Origin of the sequence: Pseudocitrobacter faecalis (assembly GCF_965231525.1) — a bacterium.
GTDB lineage: Bacteria > Pseudomonadota > Gammaproteobacteria > Enterobacterales > Enterobacteriaceae > Pseudocitrobacter > Pseudocitrobacter faecalis.
In genome coordinates, this window is sequence record NZ_CBDDNJ010000002.1 from 3,020,654 (window position 1) to 3,047,643 (window position 26,990).

27 protein-coding genes are annotated in these 26,990 nt (G+C 54.8%); 16 read left to right on the forward strand and 11 right to left on the reverse strand.

All coding sequences use genetic code 11. From position 1 onward, the window contains the following. Nucleotides 1-53: 53 nt before the first annotated feature. Nucleotides 54-536, reverse strand: coding sequence for a zinc ribbon-containing protein (locus ACOXYR_RS15040; protein ID WP_108473927.1), 483 nt, complete (start codon nt 534-536; stop codon nt 54-56). 223 nt (nt 537-759) lie between these two features. Here ACOXYR_RS15040 and leuS point away from each other — a divergent pair, with 223 nt between their 5' ends. From leuS to nadD, 4 genes are read left to right on the forward strand one after another with little or no spacing between them, the layout of a single operon-like run. Then, the gene (gene leuS / locus ACOXYR_RS15045) at nt 760-3,342 is read left to right on the forward strand and encodes a leucine--tRNA ligase (protein ID WP_189623399.1); all 2,583 of its coding nucleotides are present in this window, start codon (nt 760-762) and stop codon (nt 3,340-3,342) included. 14 nt (nt 3,343-3,356) lie between these two features. Then, entirely contained in the window at nt 3,357-3,938 is a 582-nt protein-coding gene (lptE, locus tag ACOXYR_RS15050) for an LPS assembly lipoprotein LptE (RefSeq protein WP_108473928.1), read from the forward strand. Beyond that, nucleotides 3,938-4,969, forward strand: coding sequence for a DNA polymerase III subunit delta (gene holA / locus ACOXYR_RS15055; protein ID WP_108473929.1), 1,032 nt, complete (start codon nt 3,938-3,940; stop codon nt 4,967-4,969). Before lptE ends, holA begins: the two co-directional genes overlap by 1 nt. A 1-nt stretch (nt 4,970) precedes the next feature. Further along, on the forward strand, nt 4,971-5,612 hold the full coding sequence (gene nadD / locus ACOXYR_RS15060) for a nicotinate-nucleotide adenylyltransferase (protein ID WP_350436339.1): 642 nt from the start codon (nt 4,971-4,973) through the stop codon (nt 5,610-5,612). Here the strand turns inward: nadD and cobD are convergent. Then, nucleotides 5,587-6,681, reverse strand: a complete 1,095-nt coding sequence (gene cobD / locus ACOXYR_RS15065; RefSeq protein ID WP_415728670.1) for a threonine-phosphate decarboxylase CobD — start codon at nt 6,679-6,681, stop codon at nt 5,587-5,589. The two genes, nadD and cobD, sit on opposite strands and share 26 nt — an antisense overlap. Before the next feature lie 60 nt (nt 6,682-6,741). Between cobD and ACOXYR_RS15070 the strand changes: the two genes are divergently transcribed. From ACOXYR_RS15070 to lipA, 11 genes are all read left to right on the forward strand, one after another. Next, entirely contained in the window at nt 6,742-7,353 is a 612-nt protein-coding gene (locus ACOXYR_RS15070; protein WP_421356090.1) for an adenosylcobalamin/alpha-ribazole phosphatase, read from the forward strand. Between the two features lie 257 nt (nt 7,354-7,610). Continuing rightward, on the forward strand, nt 7,611-7,928 hold the full coding sequence (rsfS, locus tag ACOXYR_RS15075) for a ribosome silencing factor (protein ID WP_041686290.1): 318 nt from the start codon (nt 7,611-7,613) through the stop codon (nt 7,926-7,928). Nucleotides 7,929-7,931: 3 nt separating this feature from the next. Then, on the forward strand, nt 7,932-8,399 hold the full coding sequence (gene rlmH, locus ACOXYR_RS15080; protein WP_108473933.1) for a 23S rRNA (pseudouridine(1915)-N(3))-methyltransferase RlmH: 468 nt from the start codon (nt 7,932-7,934) through the stop codon (nt 8,397-8,399). A gap of 27 nt (nt 8,400-8,426) precedes the next feature. Further along, complete coding sequence (mrdA, locus tag ACOXYR_RS15085; protein ID WP_108473934.1) at nt 8,427-10,328, forward strand: peptidoglycan DD-transpeptidase MrdA; 1,902 nt, start codon at nt 8,427-8,429, stop codon at nt 10,326-10,328. Between the two features lie 2 nt (nt 10,329-10,330). After that, a complete protein-coding gene (mrdB, locus tag ACOXYR_RS15090; protein ID WP_108473935.1) occupies nt 10,331-11,443 on the forward strand; it encodes a peptidoglycan glycosyltransferase MrdB in 1,113 nt (370 codons plus the stop codon). Between the two features lie 10 nt (nt 11,444-11,453). Beyond that, a complete protein-coding gene (gene rlpA / locus ACOXYR_RS15095; RefSeq protein ID WP_113857519.1) occupies nt 11,454-12,554 on the forward strand; it encodes an endolytic peptidoglycan transglycosylase RlpA in 1,101 nt (366 codons plus the stop codon). Nucleotides 12,555-12,699: 145 nt separating this feature from the next. Next, nucleotides 12,700-13,899, forward strand: a complete 1,200-nt coding sequence (dacA, locus tag ACOXYR_RS15100) for a D-alanyl-D-alanine carboxypeptidase DacA (RefSeq protein WP_015965385.1) — start codon at nt 12,700-12,702, stop codon at nt 13,897-13,899. Nucleotides 13,900-14,003: 104 nt separating this feature from the next. Beyond that, the gene (gene ybeD / locus ACOXYR_RS15105) at nt 14,004-14,267 is read left to right on the forward strand and encodes a DUF493 family protein YbeD (RefSeq protein WP_015965386.1); all 264 of its coding nucleotides are present in this window, start codon (nt 14,004-14,006) and stop codon (nt 14,265-14,267) included. 61 nt (nt 14,268-14,328) lie between these two features. Further along, on the forward strand, nt 14,329-15,000 hold the full coding sequence (gene lipB / locus ACOXYR_RS15110) for a lipoyl(octanoyl) transferase LipB (RefSeq protein WP_415728674.1): 672 nt from the start codon (nt 14,329-14,331) through the stop codon (nt 14,998-15,000). Nucleotides 15,001-15,250: 250 nt separating this feature from the next. Then, nucleotides 15,251-16,204, forward strand: a complete 954-nt coding sequence (locus ACOXYR_RS15115) for a YbeF family transcriptional regulator (RefSeq protein ID WP_421356091.1) — start codon at nt 15,251-15,253, stop codon at nt 16,202-16,204. A gap of 199 nt (nt 16,205-16,403) precedes the next feature. Next, nucleotides 16,404-17,369 (forward strand): lipoyl synthase, encoded by a 966-nt coding sequence (lipA, locus tag ACOXYR_RS15120; RefSeq protein WP_108473939.1) that lies wholly within the window; start codon nt 16,404-16,406, stop codon nt 17,367-17,369. Between the two features lie 227 nt (nt 17,370-17,596). Here the strand turns inward: lipA and tatE are convergent, their stop codons facing one another. Both tatE and ACOXYR_RS15130 read right to left on the reverse strand, forming a co-directional pair. Next, nucleotides 17,597-17,803: a twin-arginine translocase subunit TatE gene (gene tatE, locus ACOXYR_RS15125; RefSeq protein WP_108473940.1), complete on the reverse strand. Its 207-nt coding sequence runs from the start codon at nt 17,801-17,803 to the stop codon at nt 17,597-17,599. 127 nt (nt 17,804-17,930) lie between these two features. After that, a complete protein-coding gene (locus ACOXYR_RS15130; RefSeq protein WP_421356092.1) occupies nt 17,931-18,719 on the reverse strand; it encodes a deaminated glutathione amidase in 789 nt (262 codons plus the stop codon). A 93-nt stretch (nt 18,720-18,812) separates the two neighbouring features. On the opposite strand from ACOXYR_RS15130, the gene crcB reads away from it, so the two are divergent. Next, a complete protein-coding gene (crcB, locus tag ACOXYR_RS15135) occupies nt 18,813-19,190 on the forward strand; it encodes a fluoride efflux transporter CrcB (RefSeq protein WP_421356093.1) in 378 nt (125 codons plus the stop codon). 59 nt (nt 19,191-19,249) lie between these two features. Here crcB and cspE read toward each other — a convergent pair whose 3' ends face one another. From cspE to ACOXYR_RS15170, 7 genes are all read right to left on the reverse strand, one after another. Then, nucleotides 19,250-19,459 (reverse strand): transcription antiterminator/RNA stability regulator CspE, encoded by a 210-nt coding sequence (cspE, locus tag ACOXYR_RS15140; RefSeq protein WP_000034825.1) that lies wholly within the window; start codon nt 19,457-19,459, stop codon nt 19,250-19,252. Between the two features lie 193 nt (nt 19,460-19,652). Next, on the reverse strand, nt 19,653-20,228 hold the full coding sequence (pagP, locus tag ACOXYR_RS15145; RefSeq protein ID WP_375875742.1) for a lipid IV(A) palmitoyltransferase PagP: 576 nt from the start codon (nt 20,226-20,228) through the stop codon (nt 19,653-19,655). 149 nt (nt 20,229-20,377) lie between these two features. Further along, a complete protein-coding gene (locus ACOXYR_RS15150; protein WP_421356094.1) occupies nt 20,378-23,497 on the reverse strand; it encodes an efflux RND transporter permease subunit in 3,120 nt (1,039 codons plus the stop codon). Further along, nucleotides 23,494-24,930 carry an efflux RND transporter periplasmic adaptor subunit gene (locus ACOXYR_RS15155; RefSeq protein ID WP_421356095.1) on the reverse strand — a complete coding sequence of 479 codons (1,437 nt, stop codon included), beginning with the start codon at nt 24,928-24,930 and terminating at the stop codon, nt 23,494-23,496. Before ACOXYR_RS15155 ends, ACOXYR_RS15150 begins: the two co-directional genes overlap by 4 nt. Next, on the reverse strand, nt 24,927-26,183 hold the full coding sequence (locus tag ACOXYR_RS15160; protein WP_189623391.1) for a TolC family protein: 1,257 nt from the start codon (nt 26,181-26,183) through the stop codon (nt 24,927-24,929). The genes ACOXYR_RS15155 and ACOXYR_RS15160 overlap by 4 nt, the downstream gene beginning before the upstream one ends. Before the next feature lie 12 nt (nt 26,184-26,195). Further along, a complete protein-coding gene (locus ACOXYR_RS15165; RefSeq protein WP_108473947.1) occupies nt 26,196-26,528 on the reverse strand; it encodes a copper-binding protein in 333 nt (110 codons plus the stop codon). Nucleotides 26,529-26,582: 54 nt separating this feature from the next. After that, entirely contained in the window at nt 26,583-26,978 is a 396-nt protein-coding gene (locus ACOXYR_RS15170) for a hypothetical protein (RefSeq protein WP_108473948.1), read from the reverse strand. Nucleotides 26,979-26,990: the final 12 nt, after the last annotated feature.

The window sequence follows — 26,990 nt, forward strand, 5'->3', positions numbered from 1 at the left end:
ACGGAGAAGCCATATTGTAGGCCGGATAAGCGTAGCGCATCCGGCACACATCCTTAGGGCTCAAACGGCCTTCTCTGGAACTGATCATGCCCGCATTTCGGGCACAGTGGCAGCACGTCCGGCGTATATACCGCCAGGTGGAAGTGGCACTTCTCGCACACCAGATTGCCCAGCCCGACCACCTCACCGCTGTGATACACGCCGTGGTGATTGAGATCCTGAAAGACTTCGCGCCATTCCAGCTGCGTTTTATCGGTGATATCCGCCAGCTCCTGCCAGATACTCTCTTTGATGACGCGTAAAAATACGCTGTCTTCTTCATCGTCCTGGCTTTCGCTGTAGCTCATAGCGAACTCTTCCAGGTCGCGCCTGACGGCACGAATCAGTTCGTCCACTTCCGTTCGCGTTAACTCGCCGGTCTGAATAACCCGCGCACGCGCCTGTTCCACCAGCGCATCGATATCACGCTCGCCGTTGCGTAGACGTTCGGTCAGCGTCGTCACCAGTTCGCGGTAAAATTGAGCAACCTTGTTCATTGTTTCCTCTCCCGGGCAGTTAACCTACTCTTATAATAGACCTTATTTCTTCACTACTCTGTCAGCTACCCCACAGAGTTCGTAAATCCGTGTCCGGGCTTTTCATCGCCATAATGTGTGAAAGGCTGTTTTGACGATGCGCTTTGGGCTATGCTATGCGGATCTGATTACCACATCCATTGGCTACATCGTAGCTGTATTGAAAACAGGACCACTGGCTGCCATGCAAGAGCAATACCGCCCGGAAGAGATAGAATCGAAAGTCCAGCAACATTGGGACGAGAAGCGTACCTTTGAAGTAACTGAAGACGAGAGCAAAGAGAAGTATTACTGCCTGTCGATGCTTCCTTATCCTTCTGGTCGACTACACATGGGCCACGTGCGTAACTACACCATCGGTGACGTGATCGCCCGTTATCAGCGCATGCTGGGCAAAAACGTGCTGCAACCGATCGGTTGGGATGCGTTCGGTCTGCCGGCAGAAGGTGCCGCGGTTAAAAACAATACGGCACCGGCTCCGTGGACGTATGACAATATCGCCTACATGAAAAACCAGCTCAAAATGCTGGGCTTCGGCTATGACTGGAGCCGCGAGCTGGCGACCTGTACCCCGGAATATTACCGTTGGGAGCAGAAATTCTTCACCGAACTGTATAAAAAAGGCCTGGTCTACAAAAAAACCTCTGCGGTCAACTGGTGCCCGAACGACCAGACCGTACTGGCGAACGAACAGGTTATAGACGGCTGCTGCTGGCGCTGTGATACCAAAGTTGAGCGTAAAGAGATCCCGCAGTGGTTTATCAAAATCACCGCTTACGCTGACGAACTGCTGAACGATCTGGATACGCTGGATCACTGGCCTGACACGGTGAAAACCATGCAGCGCAACTGGATTGGCCGTTCCGAAGGTGTGGAAATCTCCTTCGACGTAAACGACTACGCCGATAAGCTGACCGTCTACACTACCCGTCCAGACACCTTTATGGGTTGTACTTACCTGGCTGTAGCCGCAGGCCACCCGCTGGCTCAGCAGGCTGCTGCCAACAACCCGACGCTGGCGGCTTTCGTTGATGAATGCCGTAACACCAAAGTGGCCGAAGCCGATATGGCGACCATGGAGAAAAAAGGCGTCGACACCGGCTTTAAAGCGATTCACCCGCTGACCGGCGAAGCCATTCCGGTTTGGGCGGCTAACTTTGTTCTGATGGAATACGGCACGGGCGCGGTCATGGCCGTTCCGGGTCACGATCAGCGCGACTATGAGTTCGCTACCAAATACGGTCTGAACATCAAGCCGGTTATCCTGGCGGCAGACGGTTCGAAACCGGATCTCTCCGAGCAGGCGCTGACCGAAAAAGGCACCCTGTTCAACTCCGGCGAATTCGACGGTCTGAGCTATGAAGACGGCTTTAACGCCATCGCCGACAAACTGGCCTCAATGGGCGTGGGCGAACGTAAAGTGAACTACCGTCTGCGCGACTGGGGTGTTTCCCGTCAACGTTACTGGGGCGCGCCGATTCCGATGGTAACCCTGGAAGATGGCACCGTTATTCCAACGCCAGAAGATCAGCTGCCGGTTATTCTGCCGGAAGATGTGGTTATGGACGGCATCACCAGCCCAATCAAAGCTGACCCTGAGTGGGCGAAAACCACCGTTAACGGTCAGCCTGCGCTGCGTGAAACCGACACCTTTGACACCTTTATGGAATCTTCCTGGTACTACGCGCGTTACACCTGCCCGCAGTATCAGGAAGGCATGCTGGATTCCGATGCGGCCAACTACTGGCTGCCGGTAGACATCTACATTGGCGGTATCGAACACGCCATCATGCACCTGCTCTACTTCCGCTTCTTCCACAAACTGATGCGCGATGCAGGCATGGTGAACTCTGACGAACCGGCTAAACAGCTGCTGTGTCAGGGCATGGTGCTGGCTGATGCCTTCTACTATGTTGGCGAGAACGGTGAGCGTAACTGGGTTTCTCCGGTTGATGCTATCGTTGAACGTGACGAGAAAGGTCGTATCGTGAAAGCGAAGGACGCGGCAGGCCATGAGCTGGTGTATACCGGCATGAGCAAAATGTCCAAGTCCAAAAACAACGGTATCGACCCGCAGGTGATGGTTGAGCGCTACGGCGCAGACACCGTTCGTCTGTTCATGATGTTTGCATCCCCGGCGGATATGACCCTGGAATGGCAGGAATCCGGCGTCGAAGGGGCTAACCGCTTCCTGAAACGTGTCTGGAAACTGGTTTACGAGCACACCTCTCAGGGCCCGGTTGCGGCACTGAACGTCGATGCGCTGAGCGAAGATCAACAAGCGCTGCGCCGTGACGTTCATAAAACTATCGCCAAAGTCACCGATGATATCGGTCGTCGTCAGACCTTCAACACCGCGATCGCGGCGATCATGGAGCTGATGAACAAACTGGCAAAAGCCCCGGTAGAAGGTGAGCAGGATCGCGCCCTGATGCAGGAAGCGCTGCTGGCGGTTGTGCGTATGCTCAACCCGTTCACGCCGCACGCCAGCTTCACCCTGTGGCGTGAGCTGGGAGGTGTTGGCGATATCGACAACGCACCGTGGCCGGTGGCTGACGAAAAAGCGATGGTAGAAAACACCACGCTGGTCGTCGTCCAGGTGAACGGTAAAGTACGCGGTAAAATCACCGTGGCCGTTGACGCGACCGAAGAACAGGTGCGTGAACGTGCAGGCCAGGAACACCTGGTCGCGAAATACCTTGATGGCGTTACCGTGCGTAAAGTGATTTACGTGCCGGGTAAACTCCTTAACCTGGTCGTGGGCTAAGCGCGGGAGGAAGCGTGCGATATCTGACAACTCTGTTGTTATCTTTGGCGGTGCTGGTCACCGCCGGATGCGGCTGGCACTTGCGTAGTACGACGCAGGTGCCCAGCGAAATGAAAACGATGATCTTCCAGTCCGGCGATCCGAACGGCCCGTTAAGCCGTGCGGTGCGTAATCAGCTGCGTCTGAACGACATCACCCTGCTGGAAGACAGCACTCTGCGTAAAGATGTGCCGTCGCTGCGTATTATCAGCTCCGGCATTTCGAAAGATACGGCATCCGTGTTCCAGAACGGGCAGACGGCGGAATACCAGATGGTATTAACCGTGCGTGCGTCGGTGCTGATCCCGGGTCAGGATATCTTCCCGATCTCGACCAAAGTGTACCGTTCGTTCTTCGATAACCCGCAGCGTGCGCTGGCGAAAGATGCCGAGCAGACGATTATCATCAACGAAATGTACGATAAAGCGGCTGAACAGCTGATCCGTAAACTGCCGAGCGTACACATCGCCGACAGTAAAACGGCGCCAGATACCGTACCAATGGCGGAAGAATCGCCGATTGGCCCTGGCCGCGTCTCCACCACTCTGGGTAACTGATGATTCGGTTGTATCCAGAACAACTCCGCGCGCAGCTCTCTGAAGGGCTGCGCGCGGCGTATCTGCTGCTCGGTAACGATCCGTTACTGCTTCAGGAGAGCCAGGACGCCGTGCGCCATGCGGCCACTGAACAGGGCTTTATCGAGCATCACACCTTTTCCCTCGACGCCAGCACCGACTGGAACGAGATCTTCTCGCTAAGCCAGGCCCTGAGCCTGTTCTCCAGCCGCCAGACGCTGTTACTGCTGCTGCCGGAAAACGGCCCGAATGCTGCGATCAACGAACAGTTAACGCGCCTGGTTTCGCTGCTGCATGACGATCTGTTGCTCATTATACGCGGTAACAAACTCACCAAAGCGCAGGAAAATGCCGCATGGGTGAGCACTCTTGCCAGCAATGCCGTTCAGGTAAGCTGTCAGACGCCAGAGCAAGCCCAGCTTCCCCGCTGGCTGGCGACGCGCGCGAAACAGCTCAATATTCAGTTGGATGAACCGGCCAGCCAGCTATTGTGTTACTGCTACGAAGGCAACCTGTTGGCGTTGTCACAGGCGCTGGAACGCTTATCGCTGCTGTGGCCGGACGGTAAACTGACTCTGCCACGCGTGGAACAGGCGGTGAATGATGCCGCGCACTTTACGCCCTTCCACTGGGTTGATGCCCTGCTGGCGGGAAAAAGCAAACGTGCCCTGCATATCCTGCAACAGCTGCGGCTTGAAGGCAGTGAGCCGGTCATTTTGCTGCGTACGCTGCAACGCGAACTGCTGCTACTGGTGAACATCAAGCGCCAGAGCGCTCATACGCCGCTGCGCGCACTGTTTGATAAACATCGTGTCTGGCAGAATCGCCGTGGTCTGGTGGGCGACGCGATTAATCGCTTGAGCGGTGACCAGTTACGTCAGGCGGTCACCCTGCTGACGCGTGCGGAACTTACTTTGAAGCAGGATTTCGGTCAGTCTGTGTGGGCTGAACTGGAAAGCCTGTCGCTACTGCTTTGCCATAAAGCCTTAGCCGACGTATTTATTGACGGATAATATGACTAAGCTCCAGGCACTGTTTGGCGGTACTTTCGATCCCATTCATTATGGTCATCTGAAGCCAGTAGAAATTCTGGCAAATCAGATAGGGTTATCGCGCATAATTATTATGCCAAATAACGTGCCGCCGCACCGTCCGCAGCCAGAAGCCACCAGCGATCAACGCAAACATATGGTGGAACTGGCGATTGCCGATAAACCGTTATTTGTGCTGGACGAACGTGAGCTGCGCCGCGACATGCCGTCTTATACGGCGCAAACCTTACAGGAGTGGCGTCAGGAGGAAGGGCCGGAAACGCCGCTGGCGTTTATCATCGGACAGGATTCCTTACTGACGTTTCCCACCTGGCACCAGTACGAAACCATTCTGGATAACGCGCATCTGATTGTCACGCGTCGGCCCGGCTACCCAATGACGATGAAGCAGCCGGAGCATCAGCAGTGGCTGGATGACCGACTGACGCTGCGCTCGGAAGATCTGCACGAACTGCCTGCGGGGAAAATCTTCCTCGCCGAGACGCCGTGGTTTGATATCTCCGCCACCATCATTCGCGAACGATTACAAAACGGCGAATCCTGCGACGAAATGATGCCCGCACCGGTGCTGGAATACATCATGCAGCAGGGCTTGTACCGCTAAATATCTCATTCAACGCCTGGCACAGCCGGGCGTTTTCTTCCCGACTGCGAATCGCCACGCGATAATAACGCCCGTCCAGCCCCGGATAATTCGCACAGCTACGAATGAGCACATGACGCGTCAGCAGCGCCTGCTGTAAATCCAGTTCCGGAATATTACAGCGTAAAAACAGGTAGTTCGCGCGCCCTTCCCAGACCGTCAGCGCGGAAAAGTCACGCAGCCGCGACAGCAACGCCGCTCTTTCCTTCGCCAGCCACTGCCAGGTTGCCTGCTGATATGCACGATCGTGCAGAACCATTTCGCCCGCCAACGCCGCAAATGCATTGATAGACCAGGGCATCTGGCGTTGACGTAATCGCGCCACGGCGTCAGCGTCGCTGTTCAGCAAATACCCCAGACGCAGCCCTGGAATGGCATAAAACTTGGTCAACGATCGCAGCACCCATACATGCGGGTTATTTCTCAGGAGCGGAATCAGCCCGGGTTCATCAGGAAGGAAATCGAGAAACGCCTCATCGACCACCAACGTTATCGACAGCGCCCGACAGCGTTCCATAATCGCCGCCAATAATGATGCATCAGGATAAAGCCCGGTCGGGTTATTCGGCGTACACAGAAACAGGCAATCCAGCTCAGCGGTCAGGGCCGGAAGCAAGCGTTCGGTAAGCTGCCAGCCCTCGTCTTCGCACAGGGAAAATTCGCTGATCTGACAACCGATCTGCGCCAGCGCCCGTCGGTATTCCGCAAAACCCGGCGTCACCAGCATGGCTCGCTGCGGTTCAAGCCCCTGCGCCAGCGTATAAATGGATTCCGTTTCGCCATTACCGGCCAGAACCCACTCAACGGGAACCTCATGGTGCGCCGCCAGTTGCTGATGCAGACGCTGATACTCCACATCCGGATAGCGCTCCGCCACGCCAATTTGCGCAAACAACGCCTGTTTGAGCGTCTCCGGCATACCCAACGGATTAATATTCGCGCTAAAATCAACGAGCAAAGCGGGTTCAATGCCCAGCAACTGCGCAGCCTCGCGAATATTACCGCCGTGCGTGCTGGTAAGCTTAGCCATGATACTTCTCCGCCAAAAAGCAGTATCTTACTTCAGTTTGTTGATTCAGGGAGAAACACAATGAAACTCTGGCTGGTTCGTCACGGAGAAACCCAGGCAAATGTCGATGGGCTGTACTCCGGCCACTCGCCTACCCCGCTGACGGCAAAAGGCATCGGGCAAGCCGAGACGCTCGGTACGCTCCTGCAACGGGTGCCTTTTGATCATGTGATGTGCAGCGAACTGGAACGTACGCAGCAAACCGCGCGCCTGCTGCTGGGCGATCGCCCGCTTGTGCCCGAAATTGTCCCCCAGCTCAATGAGATGTTTTTTGGCGACTGGGAGATGCGCCACCACCGTGATTTGGTTATCGAAGACGCAGCCAATTATGACGCCTGGTGTAACGACTGGCAGAATGCTATCCCCACCAACGGCGAGGGCTTCCAGGCTTTCTCTGCGCGGGTTAATACCTTTATCGACAGATTTCCCGAGCGAGATTACCAGAACCTGCTGCTGGTCAGTCATCAGGGCGTCTTAAGCCTGTTGACCGCACTTTTACTGAAGATGCCATCATCAGCAATGTGGCATTTTCGCATCGACCAGGGCGCCTGGAGCGTGATTGAGTTTACACCTGCGTTTGCCACGCTTCGCGTCCTCAATAGCCGCGCACGCTGGCAGCCAGAAGCGGGATAATCCCGATTTCTACCGCCGCGTCCGGCGCAGCCATTGACACCCGCCGACAGACTGTTATTCTCCGCAGCCAGAATCATTCCAGATGCAGCTATTGGCAAAAATTGTTTTACAAAAATGGCGATGCATTCGTTATTAATGAATGGGATGATAGCCCGCCTTACGACCCGTCCGGTGACATTTGTCCCGACAACGCCTTCAGTTCGGGTATACTGTCGGGCTCTACGACGATTTTCTTCACACACCCAAGGGGAACACACTTGCAGGGTAAAGCACTCCAGGATTTTGTAATCGACAAAATTGATGACCTGAAAGGTCAGGACATCGTGGCTATCGACGTTCACGGTAAATCCAGCATCACCGATTGCATGGTGATCTGCACCGGCACATCCAGCCGTCATGTCATGTCTATCGCCGATCATGTTGTTCAGGAATCTCGCGCCGCGGGCTTAATGCCGCTGGGCGTGGAAGGCGAAAACGTCGCCGATTGGGTTGTTGTCGATTTAGGCGATGTGATTGTCCACGTCATGCAGGAAGAGAGCCGTCGCCTGTATGAACTGGAAAAGCTCTGGAGTTAAGTTGTGAAGCTGCAGTTGGTCGCCGTCGGCACCAAAATGCCGGATTGGGTACAAACCGGGTTTACCGAATATCTGCGCCGTTTTCCGAAAGACATGCCGTTTGAACTGGTAGAGATTCCTGCCGGTAAGCGCGGTAAGAATGCGGACATCAAACGTATTCTCGATAAAGAAGGCGAGCTGATGCTCGCCGCCGCCGGTAAAAATCGCATTGTCACGCTCGATATTCCCGGCAAACCGTGGGATACGCCCCATCTGGCGGTCGAACTGGAGCGCTGGAAGCAGGATGGCCGCGACGTCAGCCTGCTGATTGGCGGGCCTGAGGGGCTTTCTCCGGCCTGTAAAGCCGCCGCTGAACAGAGCTGGTCGCTTTCGAACCTCACGATGCCGCACCCGCTGGTGCGCGTGCTGGTCGCCGAGAGTCTGTACCGGGCGTGGAGCATCACCACCAACCACCCTTACCACCGCGAGTAATGATGACCAGGGTAAATTAAGCAGCGAATGAAACTACAGAATTCTTTTCGCGACTATTCGGCTGAGTCTGCGCTGTTTGTGCGCCGGGCGCTGGTCGCCTTTACGGGGATTTTGCTGCTTACCGGCGTGCTGATCGCTAACCTCTATAATCTGCAGATTGTCCGTTTTACCGATTATCAAACCCGTTCCAACGAGAACCGCATCAAGCTTGTGCCAATAGCGCCAAGCCGCGGCATTATCTACGATCGCAACGGTACCCCGCTGGCGCTCAACCGCACTATCTACCAACTGGAGATGATGCCGGAAAAAGTCGACAGCGTGCAGGACACGCTCGAAGCGCTGCGCGGCGTAGTCGATCTCAACGATGATGATATCGCCAATTTCAAAAAGGAGCGTTCACGCTCGCATCGTTTTACCTCTATCCCGGTGAAAACTAACCTGACGGAAGTGCAGGTGGCGCGCTTTGCGGTGAATCAGTACCGCTTCCCGGGCGTGGAGGTGAAAGGCTATAAACGCCGCTACTATCCGTTTGGTTCTGCCCTCACCCACGTCATCGGCTACGTCTCAAAAATTAACGATAAAGACGTTGATCGACTCGACAAAGACGGCAAACTCGCTAACTACGCGGCAACCCATGATATCGGAAAGCTCGGTATCGAACGCTATTATGAAGATGTGCTACACGGTCAGACCGGATATGAAGAAGTTGAGGTCAACAACCGTGGGCGCGTTATCCGACAGCTGAAGGAAGTGCCGCCGCAGGCCGGGCACGATATCTACCTGACGCTCGATCTTAAGCTGCAACAGTACATTGAAACGCTGCTGGCCGGCAGCCGTGCGGCCGTTGTGGTTACCGACCCACGCACCGGCGGTATTCTGGCGCTGGTTTCCATGCCAAGCTACGATCCAAACCTGTTTGTGGACGGTATCTCCAGCAAAGACTATTCCGGGTTGCTAAACGATCCGAATACACCGCTGGTTAACCGCGCCACCCAGGGCGTTTATCCTCCGGCCTCTACCGTTAAACCCTATGTGTCCGTATCCGCCCTCAGCGCAGGCGTGATAACCCGCAATACCAGCCTGTTTGACCCCGGTTGGTGGCAGTTGCCGGGCTCAGAAAAACGCTATCGTGACTGGAAAAAATGGGGGCACGGCCACCTCAACGTGACGAAAGCGCTGGAAGAATCCGCGGATACCTTCTTCTATCAGGTCGCCTATGACATGGGTATTGACCGCCTGTCCGAGTGGATGGGGAAATTTGGTTATGGCCATTACACGGGAATCGACCTTGCGGAAGAGCGTTCCGGTAACATGCCGACCCGCGAGTGGAAGCAGAAGCGCTTCAAAAAGCCGTGGTATCAGGGCGACACCATTCCGGTCGGTATCGGCCAGGGCTACTGGACGGCAACGCCGATTCAGATGAGCAAAGCGCTGATGATCCTGATTAACGATGGCGTCGTGAAAGTACCGCATCTGTTGATGAGCACCACCGAAGCCGGGAAACAGATCCCCTGGGAGCAGCCACATGAACCGCCGGTAGGCGATATTCATTCCGGTTTCTGGGAAATCGCCAAAGATGGAATGTATGGCGTCGCCAACCGTGGCAACGGTACTGCGCATAAATACTTTGCCAGCGCGCCGTATAAAATTGCGGCTAAGTCCGGTACCGCACAGGTATTCGGCCTCAAAGCGAATGAAACTTATAACGCGCATAAAATTGCCGAACGTCTGCGCGACCATAAACTGATGACCGCCTTCGCACCGTACAACGATCCGAAAGTTGCCGTTGCCATTATTCTGGAGAACGGCGGCGCAGGCCCGGCGGTGGGGACGATTATGCGTCAAATTCTCGACCACATTATGCTTGGCGATAACAACACCGAATTGCCAGCCGAAAATCCGGCCGCAACGGCGGCGGAGGACCAATAAACATGACGGATAATCCGAACAAAAAATCGCTGTGGGATAAAATCCACATCGATCCGGCCATGATGCTGATCCTGCTGGCGCTGCTGACCTACAGTTCGTTGGTCATCTGGAGCGCCAGCGGCCAGGACATCGGCATGATGGAGCGTAAAATCGGCCAGATTGCCATGGGTCTGGTGATCATGGTGGTGATGGCGCAAATCCCGCCGCGCGTGTATGAAGGATGGGCGCCCTGGCTCTATATCTTCTGTATTATTTTGTTGGTGGCGGTCGATGCTTTCGGTGCTATCTCTAAAGGCGCGCAACGTTGGCTCGATCTTGGTATTGTGCGCTTCCAGCCGTCAGAGATTGCCAAAATTGCAGTGCCCCTGATGGTTGCGCGCTTTATCAACCGTGATGTCTGCCCACCGTCGTTGAAAAATACGGGTATCGCGCTGATACTCATCTTCATGCCCACGCTGCTGGTCGCGGCGCAGCCTGACCTCGGCACGTCAATACTGGTTCTGCTCTCCGGTTTATTTGTGCTTTTCCTCTCCGGTCTGAGCTGGCGGCTTATCGGCATCGCCGTCGTTCTTATTGCCGCCTTTATTCCAATATTGTGGTTCTTCCTGATGCACGACTATCAACGTCAGCGTGTCATGATGCTGCTCGATCCGGAGTCAGATCCACTTGGCGCGGGCTATCATATTATTCAGTCTAAAATTGCGATAGGCTCCGGCGGCCTGCGTGGGAAAGGCTGGCTGCACGGCACCCAGTCGCAGCTGGAATTTCTGCCTGAACGTCACACCGACTTTATCTTCGCCGTTCTGGCGGAAGAACTGGGGCTGATTGGCATTCTGGTTTTGCTGGCGCTGTACGTGCTGCTGATTATGCGCGGGCTCTGGATTGCCGCCCAGGCGCAAACCACCTTTGGCCGCGTCATGGCCGGTGGCCTGATGCTGATTTTATTCGTTTATGTCTTTGTAAATATTGGTATGGTAAGTGGCATCCTTCCGGTGGTGGGCGTTCCGCTGCCGCTGGTCAGCTACGGGGGCTCGGCCCTTATTGTACTGATGGCCGGGTTCGGTATCGTCATGTCGATACACACCCACAGAAAAATGTTGTCGAAAAGCGTCTAAGAGGTGCTCAATGCAAAAGCTTTGGCTGGGGATCTGCATCGCAGCAGGATTGCTGGCAGGTTGTTCGAATGATGATGTGCAACAAAAAACCGTCACCGTTCCGCAGCCCGCAGTATGTAATGGCCCGATAGTGGAAATCAGCGGGGCCGATCCGCGCTTTGAGCCGCTGAGCGCCACCGCCAACCAGGATTACCAGCGCGACGGTAAAAACTACAAAATCGTGCAGGATCCTGCCAATTTCAGCCAGGCAGGTTTTGCTGCTATTTACGACGCGGAACCCGGCAGCAATCTGACGGCGACCGGCGAAACATTCGACCCGATGCAAATCACCGCCGCACACCCTACGTTGCCGGTGCCAAGCTACGCGCGTGTCACCAACCTGGCGAATGGGCGTATGATCGTCGTGCGGATTAACGATCGCGGCCCATATGGCAACGATCGCGTGATTTCCCTCTCGCGCGCGGCAGCCGATCGTTTAAATACGTCGAACAACACCAAAGTGCGTATTGATCCGATTATCGTGGCCCAGGACGGTACGCTGTCGGGCCCGGGTATGGCCTGTACAACCGTGGCAAAACAGACCTACGCACTACCCGCGCGCCCGGATCTGAGCAGTGGATTAGGCAGCGCGTCATCTGCCCCGCAAGCGACTATGCCCCAGGGCGATGTGCGTGCCATCAGCAACGATACGCTAAAACCTGAAGATACCGCCGGTGCGCCTGTCAGCAGCAGTGGTTTCCTCGGCGCCCCCACCCCGCTCAACAACGGTGTACTGGAGAGCAGCGAGCCTACCCCGCCGGTGCAAACCGCCGCGCCGGTGACCGCGCCCGCAGCAACGCCAGCCCCTGCGGCCGTCGCCGCACCAGTGGCAGCGCCTGCCGCAACCGGTGACTTTGTGGTTCAGGTTGGTGCCGTCAGCGACCAGGCGCGCGCGCAACAGTATCAACAGCGTCTGAGCCAGCAATTCTCTGTGCCGGGACGCGTCACGCAAAACGGTGCTGTCTGGCGTATTCAGTTAGGCCCGTTCAGCAATAAAGGCGAAGCCAGCACCCTACAACAGCGTTTGCAGAGTGAAGCCCAGTTGCAATCATTTATTACACGCGCCAACTAAGATGTAGCAGGCTTCCGATATCGTTTGCTAATGAATGTAAAAGTCATTAACAAAGTCGTATGCGATGTCGGATGCCTGCCCGCAGTGCATTTGCTATAGTAAGGCACTTTTTTTAATTCCATAAACGGACGTCGTTGTTCTGACCATGAAGACCTCTCTTTCTGCTTGCTTACTTATCCCAGCGCTCTCAGTCGCCGTACTGACTTCCGCTGCCCATGCCGATGATTTAAACATCAAAACCATGATCCCAGGCGTACCGCAGATTGACGCGGAATCCTATATCCTGATCGACTACAACTCAGGCAAAGTTCTGGCGGAACAAAACGCTGACGCCCGCCGCGACCCGGCCAGTCTGACCAAAATGATGACCAGCTACGTTATCGGCCAGGCGATGAAAGCGGGTAAATTTAAAGAATCCGATCTGGTCACCATCGGCAACGACGCATGGGCGACCGGCAATCCGGTGTTCAAAGGCTCTTCGCTGATGTTCCTGAAACCTGGCATGCAGGTTCCTGTTTCTCAGCTGATCCGCGGAATCAACCTGCAATCCGGTAACGATGCCTGCGTGGCAATGGCCGACTTCGTGGCGGGCAGTCAGGATTCCTTCGTGGGCCTGATGAACAGCTACGTCAGCGCGCTGGGCCTGCAAAATACCCATTTCCAGACCGTTCACGGCCTGGATGCTGACGGTCAGTACAGCTCCGCACGTGATATGGCGAAAATCGGTCAGGCGCTGATTCGCGATGTGCCAAACGAATACACAATTTATAAAGAGAAAGAGTTCACCTTTAATGGTATTCGTCAAACCAACCGTAACGGCCTGCTGTGGGACAACAGCCTGAACGTTGATGGTATTAAAACCGGGCACACCGATAAAGCAGGCTACAACCTGGTGGCATCCGCGACCGAAGGGCAAATGCGTCTGATCTCTGCCGTAATGGGGGGGCGCACCTTTAAAGGGCGCGAGAGTGAAAGCAAAAAACTGCTGACCTGGGGTTTCCGCTTCTTCGAAACCGTCAGCCCGCTGAAAGCCGGTAAAGAGTTCGCCTCTGAGCCCGCCTGGTTCGGCGACAGCGATCGTGCTTCCCTCGGCGTGGACAAAGACGTTTACCTGACTATCCCGCGCGGTCGCATGAAAGACCTGAAAGCCAGCTATGTGCTGACCTCTACCGAACTGCACGCGCCGCTGCAGAAAAACCAGGTGGTCGGTACAATTAACTTCCAGCTGGACGGCAAAACGATTGAACAGCGTCCGCTGGTGGTGCTGCAGGAAATTCCGGAAGGTAACTTCTTCGGCAAAATCATTGATTACATTAAATTAATGTTCCATCACTGGTTTGGTTAAAAATCACCCACTTGAAAGTGTGATTTCGATCCCCATATACTATGTAACGTTAAACAACTCCCGCCTGTCCGGCGGGAGTTGTTCTTTTTACCACTGGAGCTGACATGAAAACCAAACTGAACGAACTGCTTGAATTCCCGACTCCCTTTACCTACAAAGTGATGGGTCTGGCGAAACCTGAGTTGGTTGACCAGGTGGTGGAAGTGGTACAGCGCCATGCGCCTGGTGATTACTCTCCGCAGATAAAACCGAGCAGCAAAGGCAACTACCACTCGGTGTCCATTACCATCAACGCGACGCATATTGAGCAAGTGGAGACGCTGTACGAAGAGTTAGGCAATATCGAAATTGTTCGTATGGTGCTGTAATCCCTGCCACGTTACCCGGCCTGCCGGGTAACGTTAATTGTTTGTGATATACTCCCCGTCCATGAATTCCCTTCTCTACGGAGATGCTGTTTTGGACACCAATACCCTTCTCATCCGCCAGCTTGGTTTACAGCCGTATGAACCCGTCTCCCAGGCCATGCATGAGTTTACCGATCAACGCGACGACACAACGCCCGATGAAATCTGGCTGGTAGAGCATCACCCTGTTTTTACTCAGGGCCAGGCCGGTAAAGCGGAGCACGTACTGGTGCCGGGGGATATCCCCGTCATTCAAAGCGACCGTGGCGGTCAGGTGACCTATCACGGGCCGGGCCAGCAGGTCATGTATGTGCTGCTGAACCTGAAGCGTCGTAAGCTTGGCGTGCGTGAACTGGTGACGCTGCTGGAACAAACGGTCGTGAATACGCTGGCGGAATGCGGTATTGACGCGCATCCGCGTGCCGATGCGCCTGGCGTTTACGTGGGAGAGAAAAAAATCTGCTCCCTGGGGCTACGAATTCGTAAAGGGTGTTCGTTCCACGGCCTGGCACTGAATATTGCGATGGATTTATCTCCGTTCCTGCGCATCAATCCTTGCGGTTACGCCGGTATGGAGATGACGCAGGTTCAGCAGTGGAAAACAGATGCCACACCTGACAATATTTCGCCACTTTTAGTCTCACATTTTTTAGCCCTGCTAAACAATCCGCCACACGAATATATTCACGCTTAATCTCTTTTCGTCTCGGCCCGATAATATCATTGGGCTGAGAACATTTCCCGTTCTCGCTCTTTACAAGAATATAAAACTTCTATATTTTTCACTCATTGCACCGTTCAGAAATTAACACATCCGACTTTCGCAGTATCACAACCCATTGAATAAATGCGATTAAAATAAAATCAGCATTTTTCATCACCGATAATAATAATGACACAGGCAATAAGATATTCACACAGTGAATATATACAGGGCAAACAGAGTGGAATATCAGCGACCATTAAAAGACAAATCACCGACACGTATCAAAAATGATTCAACCCAGCTTTTCCGCACCTTACGTAATATTGATCTTAATTTGCTGACAATTTTTGAAGCGGTCTATGTGCATAAGGGTATTGTTAATGCCGCAAAGGTGTTGAATATCACACCGTCTGCCATCAGCCAGTCGATTCAAAAACTGCGTGGACTGTTTCCTGACCCGTTGTTTGTCCGTAAAGGCCAGGGCGTGACGCCAACGGCCTATGCCACTCACCTGCATGAATATATTAGCCAGGGGCTGGAGTCGATACTTGGCGCGCTGGATCTTACTGGCAGTTACGATAAACAACGTATCCTCACCATTGGGACGACGCCCTCTGTTGGGGCGCTTGTCATGCCTGCAATTTACCAGGCCATAAAAGAACGCTTCCCGCAGATTCTGGTACGTAATATTGCCGTCAACGACACAGAAAACCAGCTTAGTCAGTTCCAGACGGATTTGATCATCGATAGTCATACTCAGACAATGCCAGCGCTATACAGCCACACTCTTTTCCGCGACCCGCTGGTACTGGTCTGTCGCCATGGGCACCCCATCTTACAGCAACCGATCACGCTGTCATTGCTCAAGGCATATGAATATACGCTGCTGACGCCCGATGGCAGCAGCCACAGCAGCCTGCATAAACGCATCCATGAAATGCTGCCAGACCGACAGGTGAGTTTCAGCAGTTACAATTTATTCACCATTGCGTCACTGATTGGCGGCAGCGACCTGTTGGGGATTATGCCGCACCGGTTCTTCTCTCTTTATCGCCAGTGCTGGCCGCTGACGAGCATTGATTTTGCCCCTATTCAGCAAGAAGAAGTTGAATTTTCATTGCATTACAACAAACTCAGCCTGCGGGATCCGGTTTTGCAGGGTGTCATTGATGTCATTCGTCAGGCATTCTGAACACGAAAAGAGCCAGTCCGTCCGATAACTAAAAAGCATAAAACAACAACTATTTTACAATTTGCCGCACTGGCAGGCTGCTTTGACACCCGTTTCAATGGTATACTGCTTACAATGAATTCAAAAATAGTTGATAAATGCAACATTTCATTGAATTGAAACGCTTTCCTTAAAGACTCGCAACTGGAACACGCACGCTATGAGTAAACCCATTGTGATGGAACGCGGTGTTAAGTACCGCGACGCCGATAAAATGGCACTTATCCCGGTCAAAAACGTGGCCACCGAGCGCGAAGCGCTGCTACGCAAACCCGAGTGGATGAAAATCAAACTTCCGGCGGACTCCTCCCGTATTCAGGGCATCAAAGCGGCGATGCGCAAGAATGGCCTGCACTCTGTTTGTGAAGAAGCCTCTTGCCCGAACCTGGCGGAATGTTTTAACCACGGCACTGCGACATTCATGATTCTGGGTGCGATCTGTACGCGTCGTTGCCCGTTCTGTGACGTTGCCCACGGTCGCCCGATTGCCCCGGATGCCAACGAACCGGGCAAACTGGCGCAAACCATCGCCGACATGGCGCTGCGTTATGTTGTAATTACCTCAGTTGACCGTGATGATCTGCGCGACGGCGGTGCCCAGCACTTTGCCGATTGCATCAGCGCCATCCGCGAGAAAAGCCCTGCGATCAAAATTGAGACACTGGTTCCTGACTTCCGTGGTCGCATGGATCGCGCGTTAGAGATCCTGACGGCAACCCCGCCGGATGTCTTTAACCACAACCTGGAAAACGTGCCGCGTATTTATCGCCAGGTGCGTCCGGGCGCGGACTACAACTGGTCACTGAAGCTGCTGGAACGCTTTAAAGAAGCGCACCCGGAAATCCCAACCAAATCTGGCCTGATGGTCGGCCTGGGTGAAACCAATGCAGAAATCATCGAAGTGATGCGCGACCTGCGCAGCCATGGTGTCACCATGCTGACCCTGGGACAGTATCTGCAACCGAGCCGCCATCACCTGCCGGTACAGCGTTATGTCAGCCCGGATGAGTTTGAAGAGATGAAAGCGGAAGCGCTGGCGATGGGCTTCACCCACGCCGCGTGCGGCCCGTTCGTTCGTTCCTCCTATCACGCCGATCTGCAGGCGAAAGGGATGGAAGTGAAATAAACGCAGGCGCTGCGTTTAACGAAGCCGTTGCTTTTAAGCAGCGGTTTTTTTATATCGGCATTAGAAACATCTGATTGCAACTTAATACCTTTCGTCATATTTCAGGCATCAAAAAAGGCCATTGCGTCTCCGCGTTGGCCCTTTTTTACAGGCAGCTATCGCCCGTTATAAAGCATGCATCTGCTTAACGCAGAATTTGTCCGCACGCCTTATCCAATGTCTGCTGCTTACTCTTTGTGAGAGAGTTTTTCCGCCGGGATGTCATCCGCATCAACGCTTTTCTTCGCGCTGACGTCATCCTCGTTCATGGCTTTCTTGAAGCCCTTGATTGCTGAGCCCAGGTCACCACCCAGCGTACGTAATTTTTTGGTACCAAACACCAGAATAATCAGCGCTGCGACAACCAGCAGTTTGGTAATACTAATCTCACCCATAGATACCTTCTTCTCTAAAACAGGCTGCAAAATGCGTTAAATGACCATAGCGTATTAACGGTCATCTTACCGCGCGCACACAATAGCAATCTGTAACAAGGTGAATCAAGTGTTGTTTAAAAAAACGTCACAGTAATTGCGGTAGCGCAAAGCGGCGGTTAGTTAATACCGGTAATTGTGCGCGAACCTCTGTCACCTGCTGTTCAAAGACTTCTGCCATTATAAGTTGCGGCGTCGCCCCGGCACCGGCAAGCGTGACGCCTAAAGGGTCGATAATACGGCTCTGGCCAATATTCCGACTGCCGCATTCGCCCGAAGCGACGATATAGCAGGTCGTATCCAGCGCGCGTGCGGCCAGAAGCGTTGACCAGTGGTGCTCCTTCAGCGGCCCTCGCACCCATGCCGCCGGTAACACCAGCAGATTTGCCCCCTGAAGTGCCAGGCTCAATGCCAGTTCCGGAAAACGCAGATCGTAGCAGGTCATTAACCCCACGCGCATTTCGCCCACTTCAAGCAGCGGTGGCACTACATCACCGGCATCCACAAGCCTCGACTCCTGCACGTTGAACGCGTCATAGAGGTGCAGCTTCTGGTAGTGCGCAATCACTTCTCCGCTACGCAGCGCCACCAGCGTATTCATCGCCCTGCCCGCCGTAGAAGGCACGTGCAGCGTCAGAATGGTCATCAGGGTATCCTGACGACTCTGAGTCTTCAGTAGCTGCATAAAGTCGCCATCAAGCGTCTGAGCGGATTTCACGCTGAGATCCGGGTCGGCGATATCACGCGCCAGCAATGCTTCAGGCAGAACCAGCAATGACACACCACGTTCAGCTGCCGTGCGCATCAACGCGACGCACTCCTGTGCGTTGGCCTGCCAGTCGGCAGAAACGCTAAATTGACCCGCTGCGACCCACATATAACGCCCTCTTTATTACATTGTTTCTGGCAAGATTAGCTGCTTCGACGCTAAACTCACCCACTTCGATGGTTTGAAAACAGGAATAATCAGGTGTTCAACGTTCTCCTGGCCGTTTTTATCGGCGGCGGTACCGGTAGCGTCGCGCGCTGGATGCTCAGCACCCGGCTCAACCCAATGCATCATGCACTGCCGATTGGCACGTTAACAGCAAACCTGCTGGGCGCGTTTATCATTGGGGCGGGACTGGCGTGGTTTAGCCGAATGACGCATATCGATCCGATGTGGAAACTGCTTATCACCACAGGGTTCTGCGGCGGTTTAACCACCTTCTCAACCTTTTCAGCGGAAGTGGTCTTTCTGTTACAGGCGGGGAAGCCGGGATGGGCGCTGCTGAATATCGCGGTAAATCTGCTGGGCTCCTTTGCGATGACCGCCCTGGCCTTCTGGCTGTTTAACGCCAGCCGCTAAATAGGCGAAAAAAAACCCGCGATTAGGCGGGTTTTGAATTCTGACTGCTAATGCGCTGATTACAGAGCGATTACGTTAGCAGCAGAAGGGCCTTTGGCACCGTTAGTGATTTCGAACTCTACACGCTGACCTTCAGCCAGAGTTTTGAAACCATTGGTCTGGATTGCAGAGAAGTGTACGAACACGTCTTTGCTGCCATCTTCCGGAGTAATGAAACCGAATCCTTTGGACTCATTAAACCACTTAACGTTACCTTTAATCTTAGACATCAAAATTACCTTTATATGAAAAAACGACACAAATGCTGTGTCAGGTATCAGTACAACAATAATGCTGCGTTTTGTCTAGTGCAGGTTAGCTAAAAAGTGATAAATGTCTCTAACTTTTATACGGGGGTTGACTTTAATTCGAGTTTGTTAGCAACCCAGTCAACCCCACTGCTTCCGTGCGCAAAACCAGGGGTTAAAACTGGAAGCGCATCCAGGCAAAGTACACGTTACCGTTGTTGTAGGTGCCCGGAATGTAGGTCATCTGGAACGTGGCCGGGCCATAACCGATTGACGCCATCGGCAGCAGCACCGGAATCGGCACATAGTTGTAGTTATCACGCGCCGTTACCCCAACTGTGTAACCGAGCCCCAGACGGAAATTATCGTCGGTCAGCGGTCGCCAGGTTTTCTCCCAGCCGTAGCCGCCAATGGGCTCCCATTTGTTCCAGGAGTCTTTAAACGCCATCAGATAGATGCCGTGCCAGTTTCCTTTTTCATCCCAGCGAGAGACACCGAAACCCGCGCCCCATGGACGCTCGTTGTAACGGTCGGTCTTCTCTTTATCGTAGGCAAAGCGCGCATGCCAGGTGATGGCCGGAACATAGAGATCGTAATGTTGAGGTTCATCCCAGGTTTGCGCAATATTATCGTTGAGCGTGGAGAAGCCGTTACGCACCGTTTCGGTAAATGAGGCATTCGCCGCAGGCAGAATGCAGAGTTGGGCCGCAATTAGCGCAGCCACTAAATAAATTCGTTTGAGCATTAACACGTTAGCATTACCAAATCTTATTACATAATAGAAATAGCCTACCAATGCTAACCTTAATCAAGGCTTAACAATATCGGGTAATTCTTTATTTTAGGGTAATTCTGAGTAAAGAAAGTAAAGTAATTAAGCACCCCGCAGGGTGCTGATATTCATTGTTTATGGTGAATGATGCGATAGAGCGCGGGAATAACCAGCATCGAGAGTAACGGCGCGGAAATCATCCCGCCGATCATTGGTGCGGCAATCCGGCTCATCACTTCCGAACCCGTACCGCTACCCCACATGATAGGCAGCAGGCCGGCCATGATGGTCGCCACCGTCATCACTTTAGGGCGCACACGTAGCACCGCGCCCTCATGAATCGCGCGCATTAATCGCGGTGTACCGCCATCAGGATCGAGCTTTCGATGTTTCTCAAGCGCATGATTTAAATAAAGCACCATAATCACGCCAAATTCCGCCGACACGCCAGCAAGGGCAATAAATCCTACCGCGCCGGCCACCGAGAGATTATACCCCAATAGCCATAACAGCCAGACGCCGCCAATCAGCGAAAAGGGAAGTGTTCCCATTATCAGTAATACATCTGAAATACGTCTGAAGGTGAGCCAAAGTAGTGTAAAAATAATCACTAAGGTTACCGGAAGCACTATTTTCAGTTTCGCCGTGGCGCGTTCAAGATATTCAAATTGCCCGGACCAGGAGAGCGTTACCCCCTGCGGCAAGGTCACCTGTTGCGCAACACGCTGCTGCATCTCATCCACCGCCGATTTCAGATCACGCCCGCGTAAATCAACATAGATCCAGTTCGACAGTCGCGCATTTTCGCTTTTCAGCATCGGCACGCCTTCGGTGATACGGATATCCGCCAGTTCGCTGAGCGCCACCTGGCTACCGCTGGCCGTCACTACCGGCATTGCCCGCAGTTTATCGATATTATCGCGCCATTCGCGTGGATAACGGATGTTAATCGGGTAGCGTTCACGCCCTTCGATAGTTTGACCGACGTTTTCGCCGCCCACCAGCGTCGACACCAGCGATTGCAGCTCTTTCACCGACACGCCATAGCGCGCCGCCTGCTGGCGGTTGATGGCGATATCGACATACCGCCCGCCGGAAAGCCGCTCCGCCAGCGCGGAAGTTACGCCCGGCACGCCTTTTACCACCTGTTCGATTTCGCGGGCGACACGTTCGATATCCGCGAGATTGTTGCCGTTTACTTTGATCCCCACCGGGCTCTTGATGCCAGTTGCCAGCATATCAAGACGGTTGCGAATCGGCGGTACCCAGACGTTAGCAATCCCCGGTACTTTCACCGTTTTATCCAGCTCCTCAATCAGTTTGTCCGGCGTCATGCCCGGTCGCCACTGGTCGCGAGGCTTGAACTGAATGGTGGTTTCCAGCATGGTCAGCGGCGCAGGGTCGGTCGCCGTTTCCGCGCGTCCGGCCTTACCGAATACACTGGCCACTTCCGGCACACTTTTAATCAGCCGATCGGTTTGCTGCAGCAGGCGGCTCGCTTCGCGTGCAGAAATGCCCGGCAGCGTAGACGGCATATAGAGCAAATCTCCCTCGTCGAGCGGCGGCATAAATTCGCTGCCCAGTTGGCTTAGCGGCCAGAGTGTGAAGCCCAGCAGCAGCAACGCCAGCGCCAGAGTGGCCTTTGGCCAGGCAAGCACCTTATCAAGCAGCGGTTCATAGGCGCGAATCAGCCAGCGGTTGATCGGGTTGGATTGCTCATCGGGAATTTTTCCGCGAATAAAATAGCCCATCAGCACCGGTACTAAGGTGATGCCGAGCCCTGCCGCCATTGCCATCGCCCAGGTTTTGGTGAACGCCAGCGGCGCGAACATCTTCCCTTCCTGCGCTTCCAGCGAGAAGACAGGAATAAACGACAGCGTGATGATCAACAGGCTGCAAAACAGCGCGGGCCCCACTTCGGTCGCCGCTTGCCCGGCAATGTGCCAGTAATCGGGGCCGGACGGCGTTTTATCGGGATGATCGTGCCGCCACTGCTCCAGCACTTTATGCATGTTTTCGATCATCACGATCGCCGCGTCCACCATGGCACCGATGGCAATCGCGATCCCGCCCAGCGACATAATGTTGGCGTTGATCCCCTGATAGTGCATGACGATGAACGCGCCAAGTATGCCCAGCGGTAGCGAGACAATCGCCACCAGCGCCGAGCGGAAATGAAACAGAAACAACGTACACACCAGAGCGACAACGATAAACTCTTCAATCAGCTTATGGGTTAACGTTTCGATCGCGTGGTCGATAAGCTGCGAACGGTCGTAAACCGGGACGATCTCCACCCCTTCCGGCAAGGTTTTTTGCAGCGACTGAAGTTTCGCTTTCACGTCCATAATGGTCTGACGGGCATTCTTGCCATAACGCATGATGATAATGCCGCCGGCCACTTCCCCCTCGCCGTTAAGCTCCGCGACGCCACGCCGAATTTCCGGCCCCATCCGCACATCGGCGATATCCGCCAGCAGCACCGGCACGCCATCACGGCTGGTCACCACCACCTTGCGGAACTCATCAAGCGAATGCAGATAACCGGTGGTGCGCACCATGTATTCCGCTTCACCCATCTCCATCAGTGCGCCGCCGCCCTCCTGGTTGGCAGATTTCAGCGCATCGACAATTTGCTGATGCGTCACGTTTAGCGCCCGCATCCGCGTCGGATCGGCTATCACCTGATACTGGCGCACCATCCCACCGACGCTGGCGACTTCCGAAACGTTAGGCACGGTTTTCAGTTCATATTTCAGCGTCCAGTCCTGGAGCGCACGCAGATCCGCAAGGCTGTGTTTGCCGGTACGGTCAACCAGCGCATACTCGTAAATCCAGCCCACGCCCGTGGCATCCGGCCCTAATGCGACCGTGACGCCCTCCGGCATTTGCGCCTGAATCTGACTCAGATACTCCAGCACGCGCGAACGCGCCCAGTAGAGGTCGGTACCATCTTCAAACAACACGTACACATAGGCGTCGCCAAACATCGAAAAGCCACGCACCGTCTTCGCGCCAGGCACCGAAAGCATGGTGGTGGTAAGCGGATAAGTGACTTGATCTTCAATAATCTGCGGCGCTTTTCCCGGATAGCTGGCGCGGATAATCACCTGCACATCAGAGAGGTCCGGCAGCGCATCCAGCGGCGCGCGTTGCACCGCCCAGGCACCCCACAGCGCCATCCCCAGCGCCGCGAAAATCACCAGCAGACGATTACGCAACGCAGCACGAATCACGGCGGCAATCATTTCTCGCCTCCCGTCATTGGCATCCATTGTGAAATCAGCGGCCCCTGCGCATCATCCAGCGTAAAGTGGAACATGATGTTATCGCCGCTTTTTGGTTTTGCCGTACTGGCGCCGAGAGTGAAGTCCATGGTCATTGCGCCCCAGTGCAGTGCAGGAATGGGCTGGTGCGACAGCGTTATCGTGTTCCCTTCGATAGCCTTAACGACGCCGTTACCGACATACTCTTGCGCCTTTTTCGTTTCCTGCGGCAAGGCGCTACGCAGGCTGGCTTCGGAGTCAATCAGGAACTGGCCGGAGGTCACTACTTTATCGCCCTCTTTCAGCCCCTCTTTGACTTCCGTCCAGCCGTTGGCGGTTACCCCGGTGGTGACGCGCGCGGGTGCAAAATGCCCGTCGCCGGTAGCGACAATCACCCGATTTTCACTGCCGGTGGCAATCAGCGCTTCCTCCGGAATAGCCAGCACCGGCGGCTGCGCGGATTCATCCTGCAAACGCACGGTTAAAAACATGCCGGACTTCAGTTTGTGCTGCGGGTTATCCAGCACAATGCGCGCCTTCAGCGTGCGCGTGCTGGTTTCCATCTGCGGCAGCAGTTCGCTCACCTTTCCGTGGAACGGCTCGCCAGGCCAGCCGTCAGCGCTTGCGACAACATCGCTGCCCGGTATCAGGCGTTGCGCCTGGGTTTGTGGATAATCAATCACCACCCATACCGGGTCCTGGCTTGCCAGTTCAAACAACGGCGCGGTGGCGGTCACCTGCGCGCCTTCACGCGTATCGAGCTTCGACACGTAACCGTTCTGCTCAGCACGCAACACCATTCGCGGCTGCGGTTTGCCGCTGCGTTCTACCTGGCGAATGACGGATTCGGGCATAAACGTCAGTGTCAGGCGCTCGCGAGCGGCACGGCTCAATGCGGCATCGCCCAGTTGACGTACGGCCAGATATTCCTGCTGTGCCGCCGTCCATTCGGGGATCCACAACTGCGCCAGCGGCTCACCGGCTTTCACCCATTGCTGCGGGGCGCGAACGAACAATTTCTCGACGACGCCGTTGGCCGGAGACGGAATAATTTGCAGGCTACGCTCATCGGTGGTGACCGTCGCAAACGCGGAAAAAGGCTGAACCAGCGCGCGTTTTTCCACACTGCCGATTCGCATGCCGAGACTTTGCTGCTGTTGCGGGCTAATGCTAACGCCGCCGTTATCCGGCGTTTCATCGGCATAACGCGGCACCAGTTGCATATCCATAAACGGTGATTTACCCGGCTTATCAAAGCGCTGGCCGGGGACCATCGGGTCATACCAATAGAGCACTTTGCGCGCGGGAGATTCAGTAGCAGGGGCATCTGCCTCCGGGTTACGATGTCCGGCGTAATAGCCCGCGCCCGCCGCCATCGCGGCCACAATCGCCAGGGTCAGTAAGTTCTTGTTCATAACGCCAGCTCCTGTGGAATCAAATAGTGAATGGCCGCCCAGGTCCGCGCGACCTCGCGTTCGGCCTGACTGGTGGCAAGGGTGCTGTCCAGCACATCGCGACGCGCGGCAAGTAAAGAAGAAAGGTCAGACTGCCCGGCGCGATACTGGGCAGTCAGTAAGGAAAGGCGCTGCTGCTGAAGCGGTAGTGTTTCATCGCGCAGGCGCAACCAGATATTTTGCGCGGCCTGATAGTCGGCAATCAGCGAGCTGACCTGGGCGGCATGATCGCGTTCCGTCAGCGAAAGCTGATCGTTCGCCTGCATCGTGCGGGAGACATCTGCCGCGTAATCTTTATCCTGGCGTTTATCCTTAAACAGCGGCAAATCCACGGTAAACATCACGCCCGCCATATCGTCATATCCTTCCGAGCGATGACCGTAATACACCTCGACATCGACATCGGGGATGGCCGCCACCGCGGATTGCGCCGAACGCGCTTTAGCTTCGTTGGCTTCCCGCGCGGCGGCAATGACTTCCGGGTGTTGATCCACGCCGGCCAGCAGCGTGGCTTCATCCGCAGGCAAACGCTGATACGGCGGCAACGTGCCGGAAACTGATTCGATCGGCTGACCGGTAAATTTCATCAGTTTTGCCCGCGCCACCTGTACATCACGCTCCGCCAGCGTAACGTTATTGCGCATTGCGTTCAGCGTGACTTTAAGCGCCAGTACGCTGTCCGGCGCGGCGGTTCCGCTGCCGACGCTGGCGCGCTGCGTACCCTGTTGTCGCTCGGTTTCCGCCACCAGCTTTTTGGCCGATTGCAGCGCTTTTTCCGAGAGCGCGAGGTCGAGCCACGCCTGCGCGGTATCGCGTTGCAGCGCGGCGCGAATCGCTTCTGATTTCGCGCTAACGCTTTGCGCCTGCGCCTGCAACGTCTGCGCTTTACGTTCGCGTTTTTCGGCGCTGACGTAGCGCTGCATAATGCCCACGCGCTGCATGGTCATCCCTTCGCGGGTCAGACGTTGGTTATTACTGCCCTGTACCGGAACGTTTTCAATGCCAAATTTCAGTTTCGGATCCGGCAATTCTCCTGCGGAGTCGGCCATATTTTCCAGCGCCCTCGCTTCATTGCGGTTCGCGGAAAGTTCAGCGGAATAGCGCTGGGCTTGCGACAGGGTTTGCGTGAGCGTCCATGACTCCGCCTGCACGGCGGAGCCAAAAAGCCCAAGCAACACCCCGCCGAGCCAGAGGCTCAACGTGTGTTGTTTCATATCACCTCCGGCTTAGCGGTGCGGATTCAGGGAGACAATCTGGTAACCGCCCTCACCTTCGGTGAAGGTGAAATCCACCTCCTCGCCCACGCGTTGCGCGGTCACAGGATGGCTTGTCGGTTGCGCAAATTGCATCGTCATCGCAGGCCAGTTCAGCGCGGGGATAGGATGATGGGCAATAGTAATGGTAGTGGGGGTCACTTTTTTGATAATGCCTTCCCCCTGCCAGCTGGCGGCGGAGGGCATTGTCATGGTGGTGTGCGCGCTCATATCGTGCGCGGAAACGGAAAAAGCGGATACAGCAAACAGTACGCCAGCCAGCGCACGGGAGAAAATTGCAGACATAGTAAACTCCTGATAATCGTTAATGAATTGATAGTTAAACGGATTATCAGGTTTCTATTCGCGGAACCGGCAAAAACGAATCGTTGCCGGCGGCCCTACGGCGGGAGGTGCCAGTGACCACGCATCTTCCTGGACGGCTTCACAGGTCGGCATAACCAGCGCAAGGCTGGAAGCCACCGGAATCGCGACTAAAGAGGCGTTATCGAGCGTTTTCTGCGAGGAGTCGGGCACACAGTGCTGCCCACACAGCGACATATTGGTTTCGGTCGCATGGGATGACATCTGGTGATCCATATGCTGGATCATCGCCGTCTCCCCCGCCGGGCTTAACTGACAGTCATGAGAAGCAATCGCCACCTGGCACTGGATAAACCAAAAACCGAACGCGAGCAGAAGCATCAGAAAATGTTTTCTGATGAAGCGTAAGCGCCAGTTCCAGGATGCGTACATAATCACGATTCA